Annotated in this window: 19 protein-coding genes; 11 read left to right on the top strand and 8 right to left on the bottom strand. The window is 37.7% G+C overall.

The genetic code is table 11. The annotated features are described in order from the left end of the window. Positions 1-265: 265 nt before the first annotated feature. Entirely contained in the window at positions 266-1,360 is a 1,095-nt protein-coding gene (gene ychF / locus LB467_RS16480) for a redox-regulated ATPase YchF (RefSeq protein ID WP_224475150.1), read from the bottom strand. A 228-nt stretch (positions 1,361-1,588) separates the two neighbouring features. Here ychF and LB467_RS16475 point away from each other — a divergent pair, with 228 nt between their 5' ends. Further along, positions 1,589-2,521, top strand: coding sequence for a C1 family peptidase (locus tag LB467_RS16475; protein ID WP_224475149.1), 933 nt, complete (start codon positions 1,589-1,591; stop codon positions 2,519-2,521). 145 nt (positions 2,522-2,666) lie between these two features. Beyond that, positions 2,667-4,787 carry a DNA helicase RecQ gene (recQ, locus tag LB467_RS16470; RefSeq protein ID WP_224475148.1) on the top strand — a complete coding sequence of 707 codons (2,121 nt, stop codon included), beginning with the start codon at positions 2,667-2,669 and terminating at the stop codon, positions 4,785-4,787. Between the two features lie 216 nt (positions 4,788-5,003). Here recQ and LB467_RS16465 read toward each other — a convergent pair whose 3' ends face one another. From LB467_RS16465 to LB467_RS16455, 3 genes are all read right to left on the bottom strand, one after another. Then, the gene (locus tag LB467_RS16465) at positions 5,004-5,795 is read right to left on the bottom strand and encodes a tRNA pseudouridine synthase A (RefSeq protein WP_224475147.1); all 792 of its coding nucleotides are present in this window, start codon (positions 5,793-5,795) and stop codon (positions 5,004-5,006) included. Between the two features lie 31 nt (positions 5,796-5,826). Beyond that, positions 5,827-6,624: a lysophospholipid acyltransferase family protein gene (locus LB467_RS16460; protein ID WP_224475146.1), complete on the bottom strand. Its 798-nt coding sequence runs from the start codon at positions 6,622-6,624 to the stop codon at positions 5,827-5,829. A 101-nt stretch (positions 6,625-6,725) separates the two neighbouring features. Continuing rightward, positions 6,726-7,367, bottom strand: coding sequence for an NUDIX hydrolase (locus LB467_RS16455; protein ID WP_224475145.1), 642 nt, complete (start codon positions 7,365-7,367; stop codon positions 6,726-6,728). Here LB467_RS16455 and LB467_RS16450 point away from each other — a divergent pair. Next, positions 7,366-8,127 (top strand): peptidylprolyl isomerase, encoded by a 762-nt coding sequence (locus LB467_RS16450; protein ID WP_224475144.1) that lies wholly within the window; start codon positions 7,366-7,368, stop codon positions 8,125-8,127. The genes LB467_RS16455 and LB467_RS16450 overlap by 2 nt on opposite strands. A 92-nt stretch (positions 8,128-8,219) precedes the next feature. Here the strand turns inward: LB467_RS16450 and LB467_RS16445 are convergent, their stop codons facing one another. Beyond that, positions 8,220-8,936, bottom strand: coding sequence for an RDD family protein (locus LB467_RS16445; protein WP_224475143.1), 717 nt, complete (start codon positions 8,934-8,936; stop codon positions 8,220-8,222). 35 nt (positions 8,937-8,971) lie between these two features. Between LB467_RS16445 and LB467_RS16440 the strand changes: the two genes are divergently transcribed. The 8 genes from LB467_RS16440 (at position 8,972) to LB467_RS16405 (ending at position 16,823) form a co-directional block, all read left to right on the top strand. Further along, a complete protein-coding gene (locus tag LB467_RS16440; RefSeq protein ID WP_224475142.1) occupies positions 8,972-9,949 on the top strand; it encodes a stage II sporulation protein M in 978 nt (325 codons plus the stop codon). Continuing rightward, positions 9,930-10,787 carry a hypothetical protein gene (locus LB467_RS16435; RefSeq protein WP_224475141.1) on the top strand — a complete coding sequence of 286 codons (858 nt, stop codon included), beginning with the start codon at positions 9,930-9,932 and terminating at the stop codon, positions 10,785-10,787. The genes LB467_RS16440 and LB467_RS16435 overlap by 20 nt, the downstream gene beginning before the upstream one ends. Further along, on the top strand, positions 10,787-11,545 hold the full coding sequence (locus LB467_RS16430; protein WP_224475140.1) for a DUF4129 domain-containing protein: 759 nt from the start codon (positions 10,787-10,789) through the stop codon (positions 11,543-11,545). The genes LB467_RS16435 and LB467_RS16430 overlap by 1 nt, the downstream gene beginning before the upstream one ends. Beyond that, entirely contained in the window at positions 11,538-12,752 is a 1,215-nt protein-coding gene (locus LB467_RS16425; protein ID WP_224475139.1) for a DUF4350 domain-containing protein, read from the top strand. The genes LB467_RS16430 and LB467_RS16425 overlap by 8 nt, the downstream gene beginning before the upstream one ends. Further along, positions 12,733-13,734 (top strand): AAA family ATPase, encoded by a 1,002-nt coding sequence (locus LB467_RS16420; RefSeq protein ID WP_224475138.1) that lies wholly within the window; start codon positions 12,733-12,735, stop codon positions 13,732-13,734. Before LB467_RS16425 ends, LB467_RS16420 begins: the two co-directional genes overlap by 20 nt. Beyond that, the gene (locus LB467_RS16415) at positions 13,734-15,065 is read left to right on the top strand and encodes a DUF58 domain-containing protein (protein WP_224475137.1); all 1,332 of its coding nucleotides are present in this window, start codon (positions 13,734-13,736) and stop codon (positions 15,063-15,065) included. The genes LB467_RS16420 and LB467_RS16415 overlap by 1 nt, the downstream gene beginning before the upstream one ends. A 276-nt stretch (positions 15,066-15,341) precedes the next feature. Beyond that, on the top strand, positions 15,342-15,761 hold the full coding sequence (locus tag LB467_RS16410) for a DUF2141 domain-containing protein (protein WP_224475136.1): 420 nt from the start codon (positions 15,342-15,344) through the stop codon (positions 15,759-15,761). 105 nt (positions 15,762-15,866) lie between these two features. Beyond that, entirely contained in the window at positions 15,867-16,823 is a 957-nt protein-coding gene (locus tag LB467_RS16405) for a LysR family transcriptional regulator (protein ID WP_224475135.1), read from the top strand. Between the two features lie 144 nt (positions 16,824-16,967). Here the strand turns inward: LB467_RS16405 and LB467_RS16400 are convergent, their stop codons facing one another. From LB467_RS16400 to LB467_RS16390, 3 genes are all read right to left on the bottom strand, one after another. Then, entirely contained in the window at positions 16,968-17,165 is a 198-nt protein-coding gene (locus LB467_RS16400) for a hypothetical protein (RefSeq protein WP_224475134.1), read from the bottom strand. A 133-nt stretch (positions 17,166-17,298) separates the two neighbouring features. Further along, positions 17,299-18,099, bottom strand: a complete 801-nt coding sequence (locus LB467_RS16395) for a TIGR00266 family protein (protein ID WP_224475133.1) — start codon at positions 18,097-18,099, stop codon at positions 17,299-17,301. A gap of 4 nt (positions 18,100-18,103) precedes the next feature. Then, positions 18,104-18,556, bottom strand: coding sequence for a DUF4442 domain-containing protein (locus LB467_RS16390; RefSeq protein ID WP_224475132.1), 453 nt, complete (start codon positions 18,554-18,556; stop codon positions 18,104-18,106). Positions 18,557-18,578 lie beyond the last annotated feature (22 nt).

Here is an 18,578-nt window from a genome sequence, read left to right as displayed (position 1 = left end):
CGGCTGTCCGTTAAAATCCTTACTTTTACCCATGTCTAGCTTTTTTGTGTCGTAACTCAAAAGTAGACATACCGGGTTAGTGTTCAAATTGCTAGCCCGGTTTATTTTTTTTACCGGACACTAGTGAATAAAATTAGAAAATAAATAAAAGCTAAGCCTAACACATATGATAAACTATTTCTAAAAATTTAAGTAAAATTTTAATTTTAGTTAAATCTGAATAGATAAGTACAAAAAAAAACAAAATTATCTTAAAAAAGGAGGTTTACACATTAAACCTAAAGTGCATTACATCACCATCTTTAACAATATACTCTTTTCCTTCAACCCTCATTTTCCCGGCTTCTTTTACCTTAGCTTCGCTTCCAAAGTGATCAAAATCTTCATAAGCAATAACCTCGGCACGAATAAATCCTTTTTCAAAATCGGTATGGATCACACCGGCAGCCTGTGGTGCGGTTGATCCTACAGGAATAGTCCAGGCACGTACTTCCTTAACTCCTGCAGTAAAATAAGTTTGAAGATTTAGAAGATTATACGCTCCTCTAATAAGTTTTGCAGCTCCGGGTTCTTCCAGACCAATATCCTGAAGAAACATCTGGCGTTCTTCATAATCGTCAAGCTCGGTAATATCGGCTTCAGTTCCCACGGCAAGAACCAGAACCTCGGCCCCTTCATCTATTACCGATTCCCTTACCCTATCTACGTGAGCATTGCCGTTTACCGCTGAACCTTCATCTACATTACAAACATACATTACCGGTTTATCGGTAATAAACTGCAATGGTTTTATAAATTCCTTTCTTTCATCATCGGTAAGATCTAGCGCCCTAACCGATTTTCCGGCTTCCAAACCTTCTTTCACTTTTACTAATGCGGCTTCCTCTTTTTGAGCTTCTTTATTTCCAGTTCTGGAAGCGCGTTTCACTTTTTCAAGTTTCTTCTCTGCAGTTTCCAGATCTTTTAACTGAAGTTCCATATCTATGGTTTCCTTATCCCGAATAGGATCTATAGAACCATCTACGTGCACAATATTGTCGTTCTCAAAACAACGCAAAACATGCAGGATCGCATCGGTTTCCCGAATATTTCCCAAAAACTGGTTTCCAAGACCCTCGCCTTTGCTTGCACCTTTTACAAGGCCCGCAATATCTACGATCTCTACAGTGGCCGGTTGTACTTTTTCAGGTTTAACCAAACTTTCCAATCGCTCCAATCTTGAATCTGGCACATTCACCACTCCAACATTAGGCTCAATGGTACAAAAAGGGAAATTCGCGCTCTGTGCCTTTGCATTAGAAAGACAATTAAAAAGCGTTGATTTTCCTACGTTTGGTAATCCTACAATTCCGGCTTTCATAGTATATATTTTTTGCGGCTGCAAATGTACGTTTTTTCTATTGTAGCCACTAATTTCTTTTTATTCCAGTGAGCTTATTAATTAAATATGCAATATTTCAATAATGGAGACATAATTAGTATGTTTTTTGCTGTTATATGTTGAAAGGTTTTTAGAAAAAATTCCGTATCAATAAATTGATACCAATTTCTTTCTGAAATATTTAGAATTAAAACACTCCAAATTGCTATGAAAAAAATTCAAATTTTCCTGATGTCGCTCCTTTTGAGCCTGGCAGGATGTTATTCCGACAGGGACGATCTAAATCCCGATGGCCGCCCCAATAATCCCGCGGTTCCACAAGAAAACGAAAATCAATTTGTTTCTGAAGATGGCGAGGTATATTCCACCGGACTTGAATGCACCGGCACCGGACAGTACAGTATAGACACTGAAAATTTACTGGAAGGGCTGGTTGTTCCTGATACTTTACCGGCAGCTTTTGATCTTTCAGAAAATCTCCCACCGGTAGGCGACCAGGGTGAATTGGGTTCCTGTACTTCCTGGGCCATCACTTACTATATGAAATCTTTTCAGGAAAAAATTGAAACAGGATTGCCTTATTCTGAAGCGACTATTTTTAGTCCCTCATATACTTATAACCAGCTCACAACCGATGAGTGTGGCAGCACTTCCATTACTGAAACCCTTGCTTTAATTGAAGAACAGGGAGTTGCAGCATTAGAACTTTTCCCGTATACCGAAAATGAATGCGAAACCCAACCGGATGAAGCTGTTATTGAATCCGCAGCCGATGCCAGGATAGCCGATTACAAAGCTTTAAGCGGTGATAATATGATTGCCGAAATGAAAACCCTGCTAACCCAGCAACAACCTATTATCATAGGCGCTGTACTTTCTCCCGAGTTTGGGGTTACTGATAGATTTGGTATAAGTGCTTACCGCGAACACACGGTAGATTATAATGACGTAACCTGTCACGCCATGTTAGTGGTTGGTTTTGATGACGAAGTAAGCGCTTTTAAGCTTGTAAACTCCTGGGGAGAAAGCTGGGGTGAAAACGGCTTTGTATGGATAGATTATCAGGCTTTTGAAAATGTAACCGATGAAAATTCTGACTTTAGAGTAATAAATCAAGCTTATGTGGCTTACGATCTTTAAATCTTAAATTAAATAAATCTATCCTGAAACCGGGCGATTATAATTTTGAATTAAGAATCGACTGGTTCATCAGAAAATAGGTGTTTTCCCATATTTTAAACGCATTAGGGTTTGTGAATTGTCACTTTGCCCTAACTTTGCAGCTATGGAAAATACCAGGGTTTTACATACGCTTAAAGAATATTTTGGATTTGATAGTTTCAGACCACTTCAAAAGAAGATCATCGACTCGGTCTTTGCAGGAAAAGACAACCTGGTTATTATGCCCACCGGTGGTGGAAAATCAATCTGTTATCAGCTTCCCGCAATTCTACTTCCAGAAATCACCCTGGTGATTTCTCCGCTTATCGCTTTAATGAAAGACCAGGTAGACGGGCTTACCGCAAACGGTGTTTCTGCGGCATTTTTGAATAGTAGCCAAACTGAAAGCCAGCAGCAGGAAATCTTTAAAAAAATTGATTCCAAAGAATTAAAATTACTTTATGTTGCTCCTGAAAGTTTACAGTTTGTAGACCGTTTTATGAGCGATGGCAAAATAAGTTTGATCGCAGTAGATGAAGCACATTGTATTTCCAGCTGGGGCCACGATTTTAGGCCGGCCTATACACAATTGGGGTATTTAAAAAACCGCTTTCCCACTACTCCAATGATCGCGTTAACCGCCACGGCCGATAAAGCAACTCGCGAAGATATTTGCAGGCAATTGAATATTCCCAATGCCGAAAAACACATCGCTTCTTTCGACAGGAAAAACCTTAGTCTTGACGTTCGTCCGGGAATTAAACGCTTTGAACAAATCACTAATTTCGTTAAGAACCGAAAAAAAGAAAGCGGAATTATTTATTGCCTAAGCAGAAAAAATACCGAAGAAATCGCTGAAAAACTGCAACGCAAAGGTTTTGAAGCTGAAGCCTATCACGCGGGTTTACCGGCAGAGAAACGAATTGAAATTCAGGATAATTTTATCAACGATAATTCAAAGATTATTTGTGCCACTATCGCTTTTGGGATGGGAATCGATAAATCTAATATTCGCTGGGTAATTCATTATAACATGCCCAAAAACCTGGAAGGCTATTACCAGGAAATTGGTCGCGCCGGGAGGGATGGTTTACCTTCAGATACCATGCTTTTCCATAGTTATGCAGATGTGGTGCAGCTGCAAAAATTCGCTTCAAATTCAGGAAACGAAGAAGTACAGCTGGCGAAACTGGACCGGATGAAACAATATTCAGAAGCTTTAAGTTGCCGGCGAAAAATCCTGCTGAGCTATTTTGGAGAATTAAAACAGGAAGATTGTGGCAATTGCGATATTTGTAAGAATCCGCCGCAGTTTTTTGACGGGACCATCATCGCGCAAAAAGCGCTTTCCTGCATCTTTAGGCTAAAAGAAAACGAACCGATTACTCTGGTTATAGATGTACTTCGCGGTTCACAGAATGAAGCTGTTTTCAGCAAAAACTATCAGCAAATCAAAACCTTTGGAATTGGAAAAGATATTTCCTGGCATCACTGGCAGCAGTATATTATTCAGCTTATCAATCTGGGTTATGTAGAAATCGCATTTCACCGGGGGAATAATTTGCAACTTACGGCACTGGCAAAAAATGTACTTTTTGAAGGTGAAAAAGTTCAGCTGGCTGAAGTTCCCGATCGTAAAAAGATCAAACGCCGGGAAGAAACTGAAATTGCAGAAAAGACTTCAGACAATTCCCTATTTGAGAAATTAAGGCAATTAAGGTTAAAAATTGCGAGAGAAGAAGAAATTCCGGCTTACCTCATCTTTAATGATGCCACGCTAAAAGAGATGGAAAAATCCCGCCCGATGACCGATGATGAATTTCTACAAATCAACGGTGTGGGAAGACAAAAAATGCAGGATTACGGGTATGAATTTATCAAAGAAATCATCGCTTTCAGCAAACAAAAAAGAACTACCAAAAAACGCAAAAAAGCGAATACTTACAAAGCTACCCTTGAACTATTAAACGAAGGTTTAAGTCTGGAAGAAATCGCTAAAAAACGGGAGCTTGCCATCACAACCATTTTTTCGCATTTGGCAAAATTATATGCCGAAAATAAAGCTGTGGAACCAATGAAATATATTTCAAAATCTGATTTTGAAGCTATTGAAAAGGCAAAAGTTGAACTCGAAAATCCTGAAGGATTAAAAGTATATTTTGAGCATTTTGAAGAGGCAATAGATTATGGCACCATCAGGCTGGTCCTGGCTGTTTTGGAAAAAGAAGAAGCAAAAGTTAATTGAATCTCCAGTATTTTCACAATGAAAAATTTTAATAATCTTAGCCCTTTATTACGGTTTCCAAATTAAGCCACGAATTCACTAATATTATTTAAGTCTTTGTGGCTTCTATATATGGATAATGAAATTTATTGAAGGTTGAAAAATTAACCAAACCTACAAGGTTTCTAAAACCTTGCAGGAAATCAGGAAATACTGAACTAAATAAAAACTTTAGGCTTAAAAATCCTCCAGCCCAATCTTATTCAGGAGCAATCCAGAAGCCGGTACTATATAATCCATTTGCATTTCTACACCGGGCTTTAAGCTGTTTTCCAAATCTTGCAAACTCAGTTCTCCTTTACCCAGTTGTAACAAAGCACCCATCATTAACCGAACCTGGTGCCTTAAAAATCCGGCGCTGTGAATATGAAAAATATAAGATTGCTTCGGAAAAAAGCTGGCAGTGATTTCAGTGTTTTCGATTAATTCAGATTTAACGATCTCCCGTTCAAAAGTACTGTTCTCCGAAACCCGCACGCAGTAGTTTCGAAACTGGTGTTTTCCTTCAAAAAGTTTAGCTCCTTTTTTCATCAATTCAATATCAAGATCAAACTGAAAATTGGCCATTAAAGGTGCGCAAAATGGATGATTTTTTTCTCCAAAACTAAATAAGTAAGCATATTCCTTAAGTTTTGAATGTTGAATTATATTGAATTTCGAATCTACTTCAGTAATTGAAAGTGCTCTGATATCCTGGGGTAAATTTAGATTAAATTCCTTTAAAAATTCATCTAAATCTGAAAGCGGTTCGTAATCCAAAAACAGCTCAAAAGCCGATTCCTGGGCTGAAACCATAGCATCGGTCCTACTCGTGCCTAAAATTTTAAATTTTTCAGTAGGCATCACATATCGCAGAGTTTTTGTAATGAGTTCTTCAACCGTTTTTACATTGGGCTGCTTTTGCCAGCCGTGTAAACGGTAACCTAAATACTGAACTTTAATAAGGTAAAAATAGCGCTTGGGTTGCAAATGTTTGTTTTTTGAGATTCCGGGTTATATGCTAATATTCCCTTCTCTTATTTAACTCTTCCATATCATCTATCGCTTCAGAAGGGATGACTTTTAGGAAAGAAGAGTGCTGTTCTATAGCATATTCCAGTTTACTTACAATATCTTCAATAGATTCATTTTCGTAATCTATTTCCAGCGGTTCTTTAATTTGCATAGTTTGCAAAATACCGCGTTTCTTGATCCTGATCCCTTTTTTATCAAAAGAGCGCCTAAAACCATCGATAACAATAGGAATAACTACCGGTTTGTATTGTTTGATTATATGTGCTGTCCCCTTTCTAATGGGTTTAAAAGGCTTAGTAGTTCCTTGCGGGAAAGTAATTACCCAGCCGTCTTCCAAAGCCATTCCAATATTTTTGGTATCGTCTGGATTTACCTTTCGCTCAACTTCTTCACCTTTTGCGCGCCAGGTTCTTTCTACACTAACGGCTCCCGCATAAGCCATAATCCTGGAAAGCAAACCGGCGTTCATCGTTTCTTTGGCCGCTACATAATAAACATTAAGTTTTGGCTGCCAGATATAGCCTATGTTTTTAATTGAATCTACCCTTCCGCTAAGGCTGGCGTTAAAAACGTGGAACATTGCGGTTACATCGGCAAAATAGGTTTGATGATTGGAAACAAAAAGCACGTTGGTATCGGGAAGGTTTTTAATGATATCAGAGCCTTCAATACTCAATTCATTATAGCCACGATAACGGCGATGGGTCAATAATCCGAAAATACGGATAAGCCACTTTTTCAGAAATAAAATATGTCCAAACGGATTTCTTTTAAATAATCCCATAGTTTTAATTTCAATTCTTACTGATCAGTATACCCACAGTTCCCCAGCGTATTGAACAATCCTTAAAATTTAAGCCGGGCAAATATAGTAATTCTTAGTTTTCAAAAGCTTTTTCTAAAGATTTCCCGTATTTCACTCAACATCATCCCCGTAGCCCCCCATACGATTTGTTCGTTCAACTTAAATGCCGGCACAATCATTTTACTTGCATAACTCGTACTTAATTCCTGATTTATAAAATTAGAATGATCTAGAAAATGATCTAAATCTACTTCTAAAATTCGCTCTACCTCACTTTCCTGCGGAGTTAAAACCGGGGTTTCTTCCAGTAAACCCAAATAAGGTTGCACCCAGAAATTACTCGGAGGAATATACAAACGGGTTAGTTCCCTTATTACCTCTATATCATTCCTCGGAATTCCAACTTCCTCCTCAGTTTCCCGTAAAGCTGTTTGTTTTAGGTTTTCATCTTCAGGTTCTATGCGACCGCCGGGAAATCCAATTTGATTAGAATGGACGCCTTTATAGGTTTTTCTTAAAATTAAGACTAAATATGTTTTCCCGAAATTATCTGGATAAAAAACAGCCATAACACCTGCCTTATTCGGCTTAAGACTATCAATATCGAGATTTCGCATTTCTGCAAGTCGGTTACCCGGCACTAATTTATGATGCGCCTTTTCTCCCGGAAGGACAATTTTTTTTAATTTTGGTATCCTGTCTTTAAAATCCTGAAAATCCATGAAAATCTCGCTTTCTATCTTTTATTTTACCCTGGTTCTCTTTTTCGCAAGTTGTGAAGATAAGGAATCTTCCAGTAAAAACGCTTTGGAAAAGGCTTCAGATAAAGAAGAAATTACCCAGAAAACTTCTAAATTAGATTCCCTAAAGGCGAAATATAGTAAAGCTGAAGAAGTATCTTACCAAAGCGATTCGATTCAAAGCAACGAGGAGTTTCCTATTGCGCAGGAAGAATTGATCCCTTTTTTAACTCAATACGGTAAAGAAAATCCTGAAACACGGGTTAGGATTCTTACCAGTTTCGGAAATATTGAGGTAGAACTTTACCGGAACACTCCCCTGCACCGTGCTAATTTTATAATGTTGGTAAAAGAAGGTTATTTTAATAGCACCTTTTTCCACCGTGTAGCTCCTGGGTTTGTGATACAGGGCGGAAATTCAGATAATGCGGCGACCCCCCGAAAACGTTCTAAAATTGGCAGCTATCTAATTCCAAGTGAGTTTGATGCAGGCCATAAACATACCTACGGAGCTTTTTCAGCTGCAAAATACAGCGAGCAAAACGTGAGTAAAGCTTCTTCGCCTTTCGAATTTTTTATCGTTATCAAAGAAAACGGAACCCCACATTTAAATAACGACCACACTGTTTTTGGACGTGTTACCAAAGGAATGGATGTAGCCCAGAAAATTGCACAGGTGGAGACCGGCCAGTCTGAATGGCCGATAGACAACGTGGAAATGGATGTTGAAATAATTAACTAAATCAGAACCTCTGGGTAAGCCACGAGGTTGGAATCGGAAAACTATTTATAATTTCTAGGCAAGCCTCGGGGAAATAAACCCTCAGTGAGGGATTAAGCACGCTGGGTGTAGTAATTATAATCGGTAATCACCTGCTGGATAAATTCCATAGGCGATTCTTCGGGTTCTGTTTCCAGTAATTCTGATAGTTTTTCTGAAAGCGATAAAATAAGCCGGTGATTATGACTTCTCTTCGCGGTTTGATAAAGATTTTTAATATCCTGCACATCGGCATCTTTTAGAACGCTAACCTGTGGGTATTTGGGCTGATAACCTTCAGGTACATCTACTGCCAGGCTTCGGTTTAAATTAGTCCTTGGTTTTTCAGAAATCACGGTAGTTTTAGCGGCCAAATCACCCAGACGCTGTCCTTTTCCGTTTAATAAAATAGTAACCACCGCAATAGCTCCGCTACTAATAGAGATATCAATAAAGCGCAATAACCACCTGATTAAATATTCAGCAAAAGCCGGCCTGCTGCCGTCTAATTTCACAACCCTAATTTGTAAAGCCGCCTTTCCAGGGGTTTGGCCATTATATAAACTTTCCCACAGTAGATAATAAAGCAGGGAAGGCAACCCCATAACAAGGTAATACACCCACTGCCCTGCCGCATCCAGCCCGGTACCTGCAAGAGCCAGGGAACTTATCACTACGTATAACCCAATAATAAATACATCTACGACAAAAGCCAGGATACGATCGCCTACGCTCGCAACATTCTGATTAATACTTATATTTTGAGCGGTTTCAATTTGAAAATTATCCATTTAATCTGTTTCTTTGAGTCATAATAGAAATCACCATGCGAGAGGCTGCTTTTGTGAAGCAAAATAAGGATAAATGGCTTAAGTTTGAAAGCCTGCTTCAAAATAAAAATAACCTGCGGCCAGCGCAACTCTCTAATATTTATATTGAAATTAGCGACCATTTAAGCTATTCCAGGACCTTTTATCCTAAGAGCAATACCACCACCTATTTAAATCAATTAGCGGCATCAGCACATCAACAGATTTATAAGAATAAAAAGGAATCACAAAACCGGTTTATCACTTTTTTTACTAAGGAATTTCCGTTGTTCTTCTATAATTTTCAGAAACAATTACTGCTCAGCTTTCTGATTTTCGCTCTTTTTTCTGCAGCTGGTGCTTTTTCAGCAGCATCAGATCATACTTTTGTGAGAAGTATTTTAGGCGACGCTTATGTGAATATGACTTTGCAGAATATTGCTGAAGGCGATCCTATGGCCGTCTATAAAAAAATGGCCGAAACCGATATGTTCCTGGGAATTACTATTAATAATATTCGGGTTTCTTTAATGGCTTTCAGCATGGGAATCCTTGCCGGAATTGGAACTGTATTTATCTTAATGCAAAACGCAGTGATGCTGGGATCTTTTCAATATTTTTTTTACGATCAGGGCTTACTATGGGAATCTGCAAGAACCATTTGGATTCACGGAACCATAGAAATTTCAGTAATAATTATCGCAGGTTGCGCAGGACTTGTGGTTGGGAAAAGCATACTTTTTCCCGGCACTTACACCCGGCTGACTTCATTTGTAAAAGGAGTTAAAAACGGACTTAAAATTGTGATTAGTACCATTCCGTTTTTTATTCTTGCGGGATTTCTGGAAGGTTTTGTAACCAGACAAACCCAAATGCCCGACTGGCTGGCGATTTTAATTATTGGCAGCTCTTTAGCACTCATTTTATTTTACTATATATTTTACCCCATATTTCTACATAAAAAACAACAAATTCATGAAGCAGGATTATATTGATTTTAAGCAGCAGCGGGAGCTGGGTGATATTATTAGTTATACGTTTAAATTTATACGTGAAAATTATAAAGCGTATTTCACAAGCGTAATTAAGATTGCATGGCCGGCATTTTTACTGTTAATCGCTGCCGTGGCCTATTATTCTTATACAACAGTAGGAAACTCGCTAATGTTTAGCCAGGACGGCGGTTTTTTTATTGGGTTTGGTTTGTTAATGATTGGCCTGCTTCTATATTTTTCGGTGATGAATGTTGCAGCTTTTCATTTTATAAAATCTTATGTAAGTAATGATGGGGACGCCAGCCACCAGGAAGTTAAAGAAGGAGTAAAAAAAGATTTAGGGAAAATGTTTGGCCTTGGCGCCATCACCTGGATCTTAATTTTCGCAGGAATTATAATTTTTATACTTCCAGGTATTTACCTGAGTGTTCCACTTAGTATTGCGGCTGCGGTACTTGTTTTTAAAAATGACAGTATTGGCGGAAGTATTTCTGAAGGTTTTCACCTGGTAAAAGACAATTGGTGGATGAGTTTTATAAGCCTTTTCCTAATCTGGCTCATCGTCTATATCATCAGCCTTATTTTCCAACTGCCGGTGCTTATTTACACCTTTATAAAAATGTTTACTATAATAGAAGAAAGTTCAGCTTCAGCAGCCGATGTGGCCGGTATGTTTGATTGGGTTTATCTTACTTTAACCATTATTGCATCTGCGGTTCAATATCTACTTTATGCTATTACGCCAATTGGGGTTGCCTTGGTGTATTACAACCTGAACGAAATAAAATATTTTACCGGCGCCTACGAAAGCATTGAAAACCTGGGTAAAAACAATTAATGATCAAAATCTTACTTTTTTTCAGTTTTATTTTCTTCGGAAATTTGATTCCGCAGCATCAAGCCATTACTGATTCTACGGAAGTTATTCAGAATTCCCCTGAAGAAATCCTGGAAAAAGCTGATTTTGATGTTAAAGAGATTGAAGATTATAAAACTGAAAAAGCTTTTAATTATTTAGAAAAAATTGAAGAAGATTCCTGGTGGACGCGCTTAAAGCGATGGATAAACCTTAAATGGAATGCCTTTTTACAATGGCTTTTTGGTGATTATCACACCAACGCTTTTTGGAGTGCTGTTCTCTCGGCCTTACCTTACGTTTTTCTAATTTTAGTGCTGGGATTAATCACCTGGCTTTTTATTAGATTAAACCCCGGAAATGCTGCGATGGCTGAACCCATTACAGGAAAAGTAAATCTTAAAAAAGAAGAGGACATTGTAAAATCAGCAGATATTTCTTCTTTAATTGAAGAAGCTATACGCGAAGAAAATTATCGTCTGGGCGTTAGATATTTGTATCTAAAAAGCCTGCGTTTGCTGGATCAAAAAGAACACATTTCGTATAGATTTGAAAAAACAAATGAAGATTATATCAATGAAATAAATGAAACTGAAATAAAAAATCAGTTCACCAAGATCACCCGACTTTATGATTTTATCTGGTATGGAGATTTTGAACTTTCAAAAGAACGTTTTACAAAAGTACACCGGGAATTTACCCAAATGGAAAACAAGCTGAAAACCGAAAATAATGGGTAAAACATCAAAATTATTCTTCGGTTTTTTCCTGCTCCTGGTAATTTTCCTCACCTACCTGGAAGCCACAGAACCAGAACCGGTAAATTGGACTCCCAGTTATATAAGCAATGACAAAATTCCGCTGGGAAGTTTTGTTTTTTATGAAAGCTGGAAAAATACCGGAAACTGGGAGTTTGAAGAAATTGGCATCCCACCCTTCGAAAAACTTTCTGATAGCCTGGGAAATGGCACTTATTTCTTTCTGAACAATGCAGTGAATTTTGATCCAGACGAATTGGATAGGCTGCTTGCATGGGTGGCTAAAGGAAATGAATTGTTTGTTTCTGCAAGAGGTATTAGTCCGGCTTTATTAGATACACTTCAACTGGAAACCAAAGTTTTTATTCCAAAAAACGACCTTAGCTCAAAACCACAAGTGAATTTTATAAATTCAGGCTTAAAAACTAAAACCGATTTTCAGTTTAAAAATGAGTTTTCTTCACTTTACTTTCATCAAAAAGATAGTGCCGAAATTGAAGTCCTGGGAGAGATAAATATTCAGGGGGATGATAAAAATAGTCGTCCTAATTTTATAAGATCAAATTTTGGGGAAGGGAAGATATACCTACATAACACCCCGGAAGCTTATGGGAATTACTTTTTACTAACTGACCAGAATTTTGAATACGCTGAAAATATCCTGGCTTACATAAATAAAGAAAACCCGGTTTTTTTGGATAATTACTATAAGGCCGGGAAAACATTTTATTCCTCTCCGCTTTATATTTTACTCAGTGACAACCGACTTAAATGGGCGTACTATTTCTTGCTGGCCGGTAGTATTTTGTTCATTATTTTTGAAGGAAAAAGAAAGCAACGGGCCATTCCGGTAGTAAAAACTTTAAAAAATCAGAGTTATGAATACGCAAAAACTGTCGGTGACCTCTATTTAGAAGAGAAGGAATACGCAGAATTGATCACGCAGAAAATCAATTTGTTTTTAGAATATATCAGGATTCATTATAAAATTTCTACCAAAACCATAGACGAAGAATTCCATAACTTACTGGCTGCAAAAACTGGAAATAGTTTAGCTTCGGGAAAGGAGCTTTTTGCTAAAATGGAGAAAATTTCAAACAATACTAATGCCGGGAAAAGCGAGTTTCACGAACTTTCAGAGGCAATAAATAATTTTAAATCACATTCCGATGGAAAACCACGAAAATAAAGAAACCGAATCGCTGGATTTTGATAGTCGCATTCCCTTAGACGACCTAAAAGAAGCAGTGTCTAGATTAAAAAACCAGCTTGCCAAAGTAATTGTTGGTCAAACTGATTTTGTAGAGTTATTGATCGCCGGCCTTCTTTCTAATGGTCACGTTTTAATTGAAGGCGTGCCTGGCGTTGCTAAAACCTTAACCGCAAAACTATTCGCCAAAAGCCTGGACACCAATTTTAGTCGAATTCAATTTACGCCAGATCTAATGCCTAGTGATGTATTGGGTACATCGGTATTAAATGCTCAAAAAGGAGAATTTGAATTTAAACCAGGTCCTATTTTTTCTAATATCATCCTGATAGACGAAATTAACCGCGCCCCTGCCAAAACCCAGGCGGCTTTGTTTGAGGTAATGGAAGAGCGTCAAGTCACTATAGACGGGGTGCAACACGATCTTGAATCACCATTTATGGTCCTGGCAACGCAAAATCCCATTGAACAGGAAGGAACTTATGCCTTACCCGAAGCCCAGCTAGATAGGTTTTTATTTAAAATTCAAGTGGACTATCCAAGTCTTGAAGACGAGGTAGATATTTTAAAAACACATCACCAGCGCAAAGGTGTGCTTCCCGTTTCGCAAATTGAGGCAGTTTTGAATCCTGAGAATCTAAACGAGTTAAAAAACCAGATTCAGGAAATTATCGTTGAAGAAAAATTGATGCACTACATTGCCAGCATTGTGGGTAAAACCCGTAATCACTCCCATGTTTACCTTGGTGCTTCTCCCCGTGCTTCTATCGCGGTGATGAATGCTTCCAAAGCATTTGCCGCAATTAAAGGAAGGGATTTTGTAATTCCTGAAGACATTAAAAAAGCTTTAAACCCTGTTCTGGCCCACCGACTGATTATTAGTCCTGATCGGGAAATGGAAGGGATTACCGCCAAAGAAGTGATAGAAATGATCTCGCAATCTGTAGAAATTCCCCGTTAGTGCTCAAATTTTTTAAATCTTTATATCTAAACCAGCGGTTTTTCTATGCGATCTTCGGCATCGCCCTACTCTTTCTGTTCTCCTATTTTTTTAATTTGCTGTACGGATTTACCTGGGCTTTAAGCCTGATTCTGCTAATTCTATTTATCGTTGATTTAGTAAGTCTCTATAAAAGTAGCCGAATAAATGCTGAAAGAATTCTTCCGCAGAAATTCTCGAATTCCGATGAAAATGAAGTGGAAATTATCCTGGAGAATAAATATAAATTCCCGATTTATACCGAAATTATAGATGAAATTCCCGTGCAATTTCAGAAAAGGAATTTTTTAAAACAATTGAAAATTGGTGCCGATGCTACTGAAAAATTCAGCTATTATTTGCGGCCTGTGGCACGAGGTGAATATTTCTTCGGAAAACTAAATATTTACGTTTTTACAAAAATAGGACTGGTAAAAAGACGGTCGGTTTTTGGTGATCAACAAATGCTGAAAGTATATCCTTCCTTTATCCAAATGAAAAAACTGGATTTTCTGGCCATAGATAATCGCTTATCGCAACCCGGTTTGAAGAAAATTCGAAGAATTGGTCATACCATGGAGTTTGAGCAAATTAAAGAATACGTTCCGGGAGACGATGTGCGAACCATAAACTGGAAAGCAACCGCCAAACAGGGCGATCTTATGGTTAACCAGTTTCAGGATGAAAAGGCGCAACCCATCTATTCTATAATAGATACCGGCCGAGTGATGAAAATGCCTTTTAATGGCTTGAGTTTACTGGATTATGCGATTAACAGCAGCCTTGCCTTTTCCAATATTGCACTCAGGAAAAAAGACAAAGTAGGCCTGATTTCGTTTTCAGCTAAGATCGAAAACATCCTTAAGGCCAATGCAAAACTAAGTCAGTTACAACAAATTATGGAGCGTTTGTATAATATCAACACGCAATTTCCGGATTCAGATTTTAATATGCTTTACAGTAATTTGCGACAAAGGATTACACAGCGTAGTTTGCTGATGTTATATACCAATTTTGAGCATATTTCGGCTTTAAAAAGGCAGCTTCCCTATTTAAAAGCGATCAACAAAAAACACGTATTGGTGGTGATCTTCTTTGAAAATACCGAGCTGGACAAAATTATAGCCAGCAATCCAGATAATACTACCGATATGGCTCACCAGGTTATCGCCGAAAGTTTTGCGCACGATAAAAAACTAATGGCAGCCGAACTAAGGCAGCACGGGATAAATACTTTACTTACCAAACCCGAAGAATTAAGCATTAAAACTATTAATAAATACCTGGAAATTAAAGCTCGCGGTATACTCTAATTATCCATAAAACGTCATTACGAACAGAGTGAAGTAATCTCTATGCTGCAGTCTAGCTTATTTCGGATGACAGATTATTGTTAAGGTTTTCCACTTTTATTTCTTTCGTCTTTTTTCTTGTTTCTTGTTTCTTGAAGACTTCCTACTCGTTTGAAATACTTAAAGCACAAAATTTACAGTTCAGCATTTAATAATTACAACTCGGTTATAATTATTAATTCAGCAGCAAAAATCAACTTAGTTTTGAGGATATAAACCAATAAAAATTAAACGATTATGAAAACAATCGCTATTTTATTCAGCCTTTTCCTCAGTAATCTTGCTTTTGGACAAATGGAAGAAACCGGAAGCATTAAAGTAAGTGTAGATAATATTTCTTCAGAAGAGGGAAAAGTTTATTTCGCTCTTTTTAATGAAGATAATTTTCTTAAGAAAGCACCTATACAAGTTGAAACCAGCGAAATTAAAAAAGGTTTAGCCGTGGTCACATTCACGGAAGTTCCAACCGGAACCTATGCTATAACTGCATACCATGATAAGAACGGAAATCAAAAAATGGATTTTGACGCGAATGGTATGCCTACCGAAGATTATGGTGTTTCAAACAATGAAATGAATTTATATGGTCCTCCACTTTGGGAAGATGCTAAATTTGAATTTGATGGTAAAAAGAAGGAATTAATCCTTCGATTTTAATTTTTGAAGAACCTAAGCTTAAATTTCATATAGATAAAATCATATTTATTTTAATTTAGAATAGAAAAAACCAATACATTTGCAGTAACAATAAGGCTTCAATTTATGACAATTACACAACTGCATTATGTGTTGGCGGTGGCCGAACATAAGAATTTTACCAAGGCTGCTCAAAAGGTTTTTGTTACTCAGCCTACGCTAAGTATGCAAATTCAGAAACTGGAAGAAGAGCTGGATGTACAGATTTTTGATAGGACGAAAAAACCTATTCAGCTTACTGAAACGGGGCAAAAAATCGTTCAGCAGGCCAGGAATATTGTTAATGAAAGTGACCGGATTAAAGATATTGTAGATCAGCAAAAAGGTTTTGTAGGCGGAATTTTTAAACTGGGGGTAATCCCCACGGTTATGCCTACATTATTACCAATGTTCATCAATAATTTCATTAAAAAATATCCAAAAGTAAAGCTCAAAATTGAGGAGTTAAATACAGAAGCTATAATTGAACGTTTAAAAGAAGGACATTTAGATGCTGCCATTGCCGCTACCCCATTGGAATTACCGGGTATTAAAGAAAATGTACTTTATTACGAGCCTTTTGTTGGTTATATTCCTAATTCACACCGACTTCATAACAATGAAAAGATTGAAGTTAATGATCTCGATATAGATGATATGTTGCTTCTCGAAGATGGACACTGTTTTAAAGATGGTATTCTTAACCTGTGCAAATCATCCAGAAATTACGATGAAGACCATTTTCAATTAGAAAGTGGAAGTTTTGAAACTCTTATAAAACTGGCCAATGAAGGCCTGGGGATGACCCTGCTACCCTATTTGCATACCCTGGATATTAAAGATGCTGAAAAGAAGAATTTGAGAATGTTTGAGGATCCAGTGCCTGCACGTGAAGTAAGTCTTATCTATAATAGAAGTGAGTTAAAAATACAAATTATAGAAGCCATAAGAAGTACAATTGCCGGCGTGGTTAAAGGGGCTATAGCTTTTCATAATGTAAATATTATAAGTCCTCTAAGCAAGAAGAAAGAGTTTCAGGAATAGATAAAAAAGTAATATACTTTAAAGTAAACTACCTCGGGGCAAGCCCCAAGAGACATTATTAGAAAATATATCTTGATTTAGAGGCAAGCCTCGCAGCATTTAAATCTCGATTATCGAGTAAAAAGCGGCCCGAAAGCCGCTTTTTTATGTATTTAAATAAGTTAAACATTGATTAAGTTCCGGGTTTTTCCGGGTTAAGGCCAGAATCCAGATACGAAGTTCCTCAATTTCATGAGGTAAAAGTCGCTGAAGTGCTTTTTTCACTTCCCTGCAAAACAGGGCGGGATCAAAACTGACTTTATCCAGTACAGTCTTGGTGTATTCAAACATCGCTCTCGCCATAATTTGAAAGATTTAAATTAGAAGTTAGGTTACAAAAGAGTAGAAATCTTATAATAGGCTGTGTGTTTTTTAAATCACTTAAATATACTAAAAATTTACTAATCGTTTTTTAATTCAGAACTGTTTAACAGTCCTAAAATCTTCGATCCCCACTAATAACATCTCCCAATCCCCCGAGAATGCTGCCTTCCCCTTTATCCTTGCCTCCACCTTGTGGTGCAGCCTGCCAAATTCGGCTTGCCAATCGGCTAAAAGGTAAGGATTGCACGTATACAGTTCCCGGGCCGGTAAGTGTTGCGAAGAAAAGTCCTTCGCCCCCAAATATGGTATTTTTTATTCCGCCTATAAATTCAATATCATAATCTACATCTTGTGTAAACCCAATAATACAACCCGTGTCTATCTTTAGTTTTTCCCCGGGAGATAGTTCCTTTCTGGCCATAGTTCCTCCGGCGTGTACAAAGGCCATCCCGTCGCCTTCAAGTTTTTGCATGATAAAACCTTCTCCGCCAAAAAACCCGCGGCCGAGTTTTCTACTAAATTCCATTCCTACAGAAACACCTTTCGCCGCACATAAAAAAGCGTCTTTCTGGCAAATAAATTTATGACCATATCTCGTTAAATCTATAGGAATAATTTTACCGGGATAAGGCGAAGCAAAACTAATACGCTTCTTACCTTGAATTTCGTTGCTGAAAATTGTCATAAATAAGCTCTCGCCGGTAAGCAATCTTTTTCCCGCTCCTAATACTCTACCCAGAAAACCTTCATTTTCTTTAGAACCGTCGCCAAAAATAGTATTCATTCTAATCCCATCATCCATCATCATAAAATTGCCGGCTTCGGCAATTACGGCTTCCTGTGGATCCAGTTCCAGCTCTACATATTGCATTTCTTCTCCAAAGATCTGGTAATCTATTTCATGTGCATTCATACTTCTATTTTGCTTTTATAGTCCATTCAAATTCAAAAACAGCTACCTGTTCGCCGGTATCGTTTATTCCGGTAGATTTCATCCATAAAGTTTGTCCTTCTCCAGTTGAGAGTGTTTTTTCTATAGCTTCATCTATTAAATGCCCATCGTAGCAATAAAAGCTGATTTTTCCCGTGGCTTTTTTCGTGAATTTCGCCCGATTCTGGGCAACCAACATAGAAATCTTTCTATTAGATTGCTGAATTTTTCCCATAACCAACGCGCCGGTTGTCAATTCTGCCGCCATGGCCTGCACGGCAAAATACAGGCTCTTAAAAGGATTTTGGTTTATCCATTTATGCTTTACACTCACCTTACAGGTATTTTCTTCAATTTCGTCAACCCGTACCCCGCAAAGCCAGGCGCTAGGTATTTTCAGCATTAGAAATTTATTGAGTTTGCTTCTATTTAATGTCATTGTGAAAGATATGTTTTTAATA

It is taken from the genome of Salegentibacter tibetensis (genome assembly GCF_020164485.1).
Classification (GTDB): Bacteria; Bacteroidota; Bacteroidia; order Flavobacteriales; family Flavobacteriaceae; genus Salegentibacter; species Salegentibacter tibetensis.
Note: the sequence above shows the minus strand (reverse complement) of the source record. Positions and strands in the feature narration are given on the sequence as shown.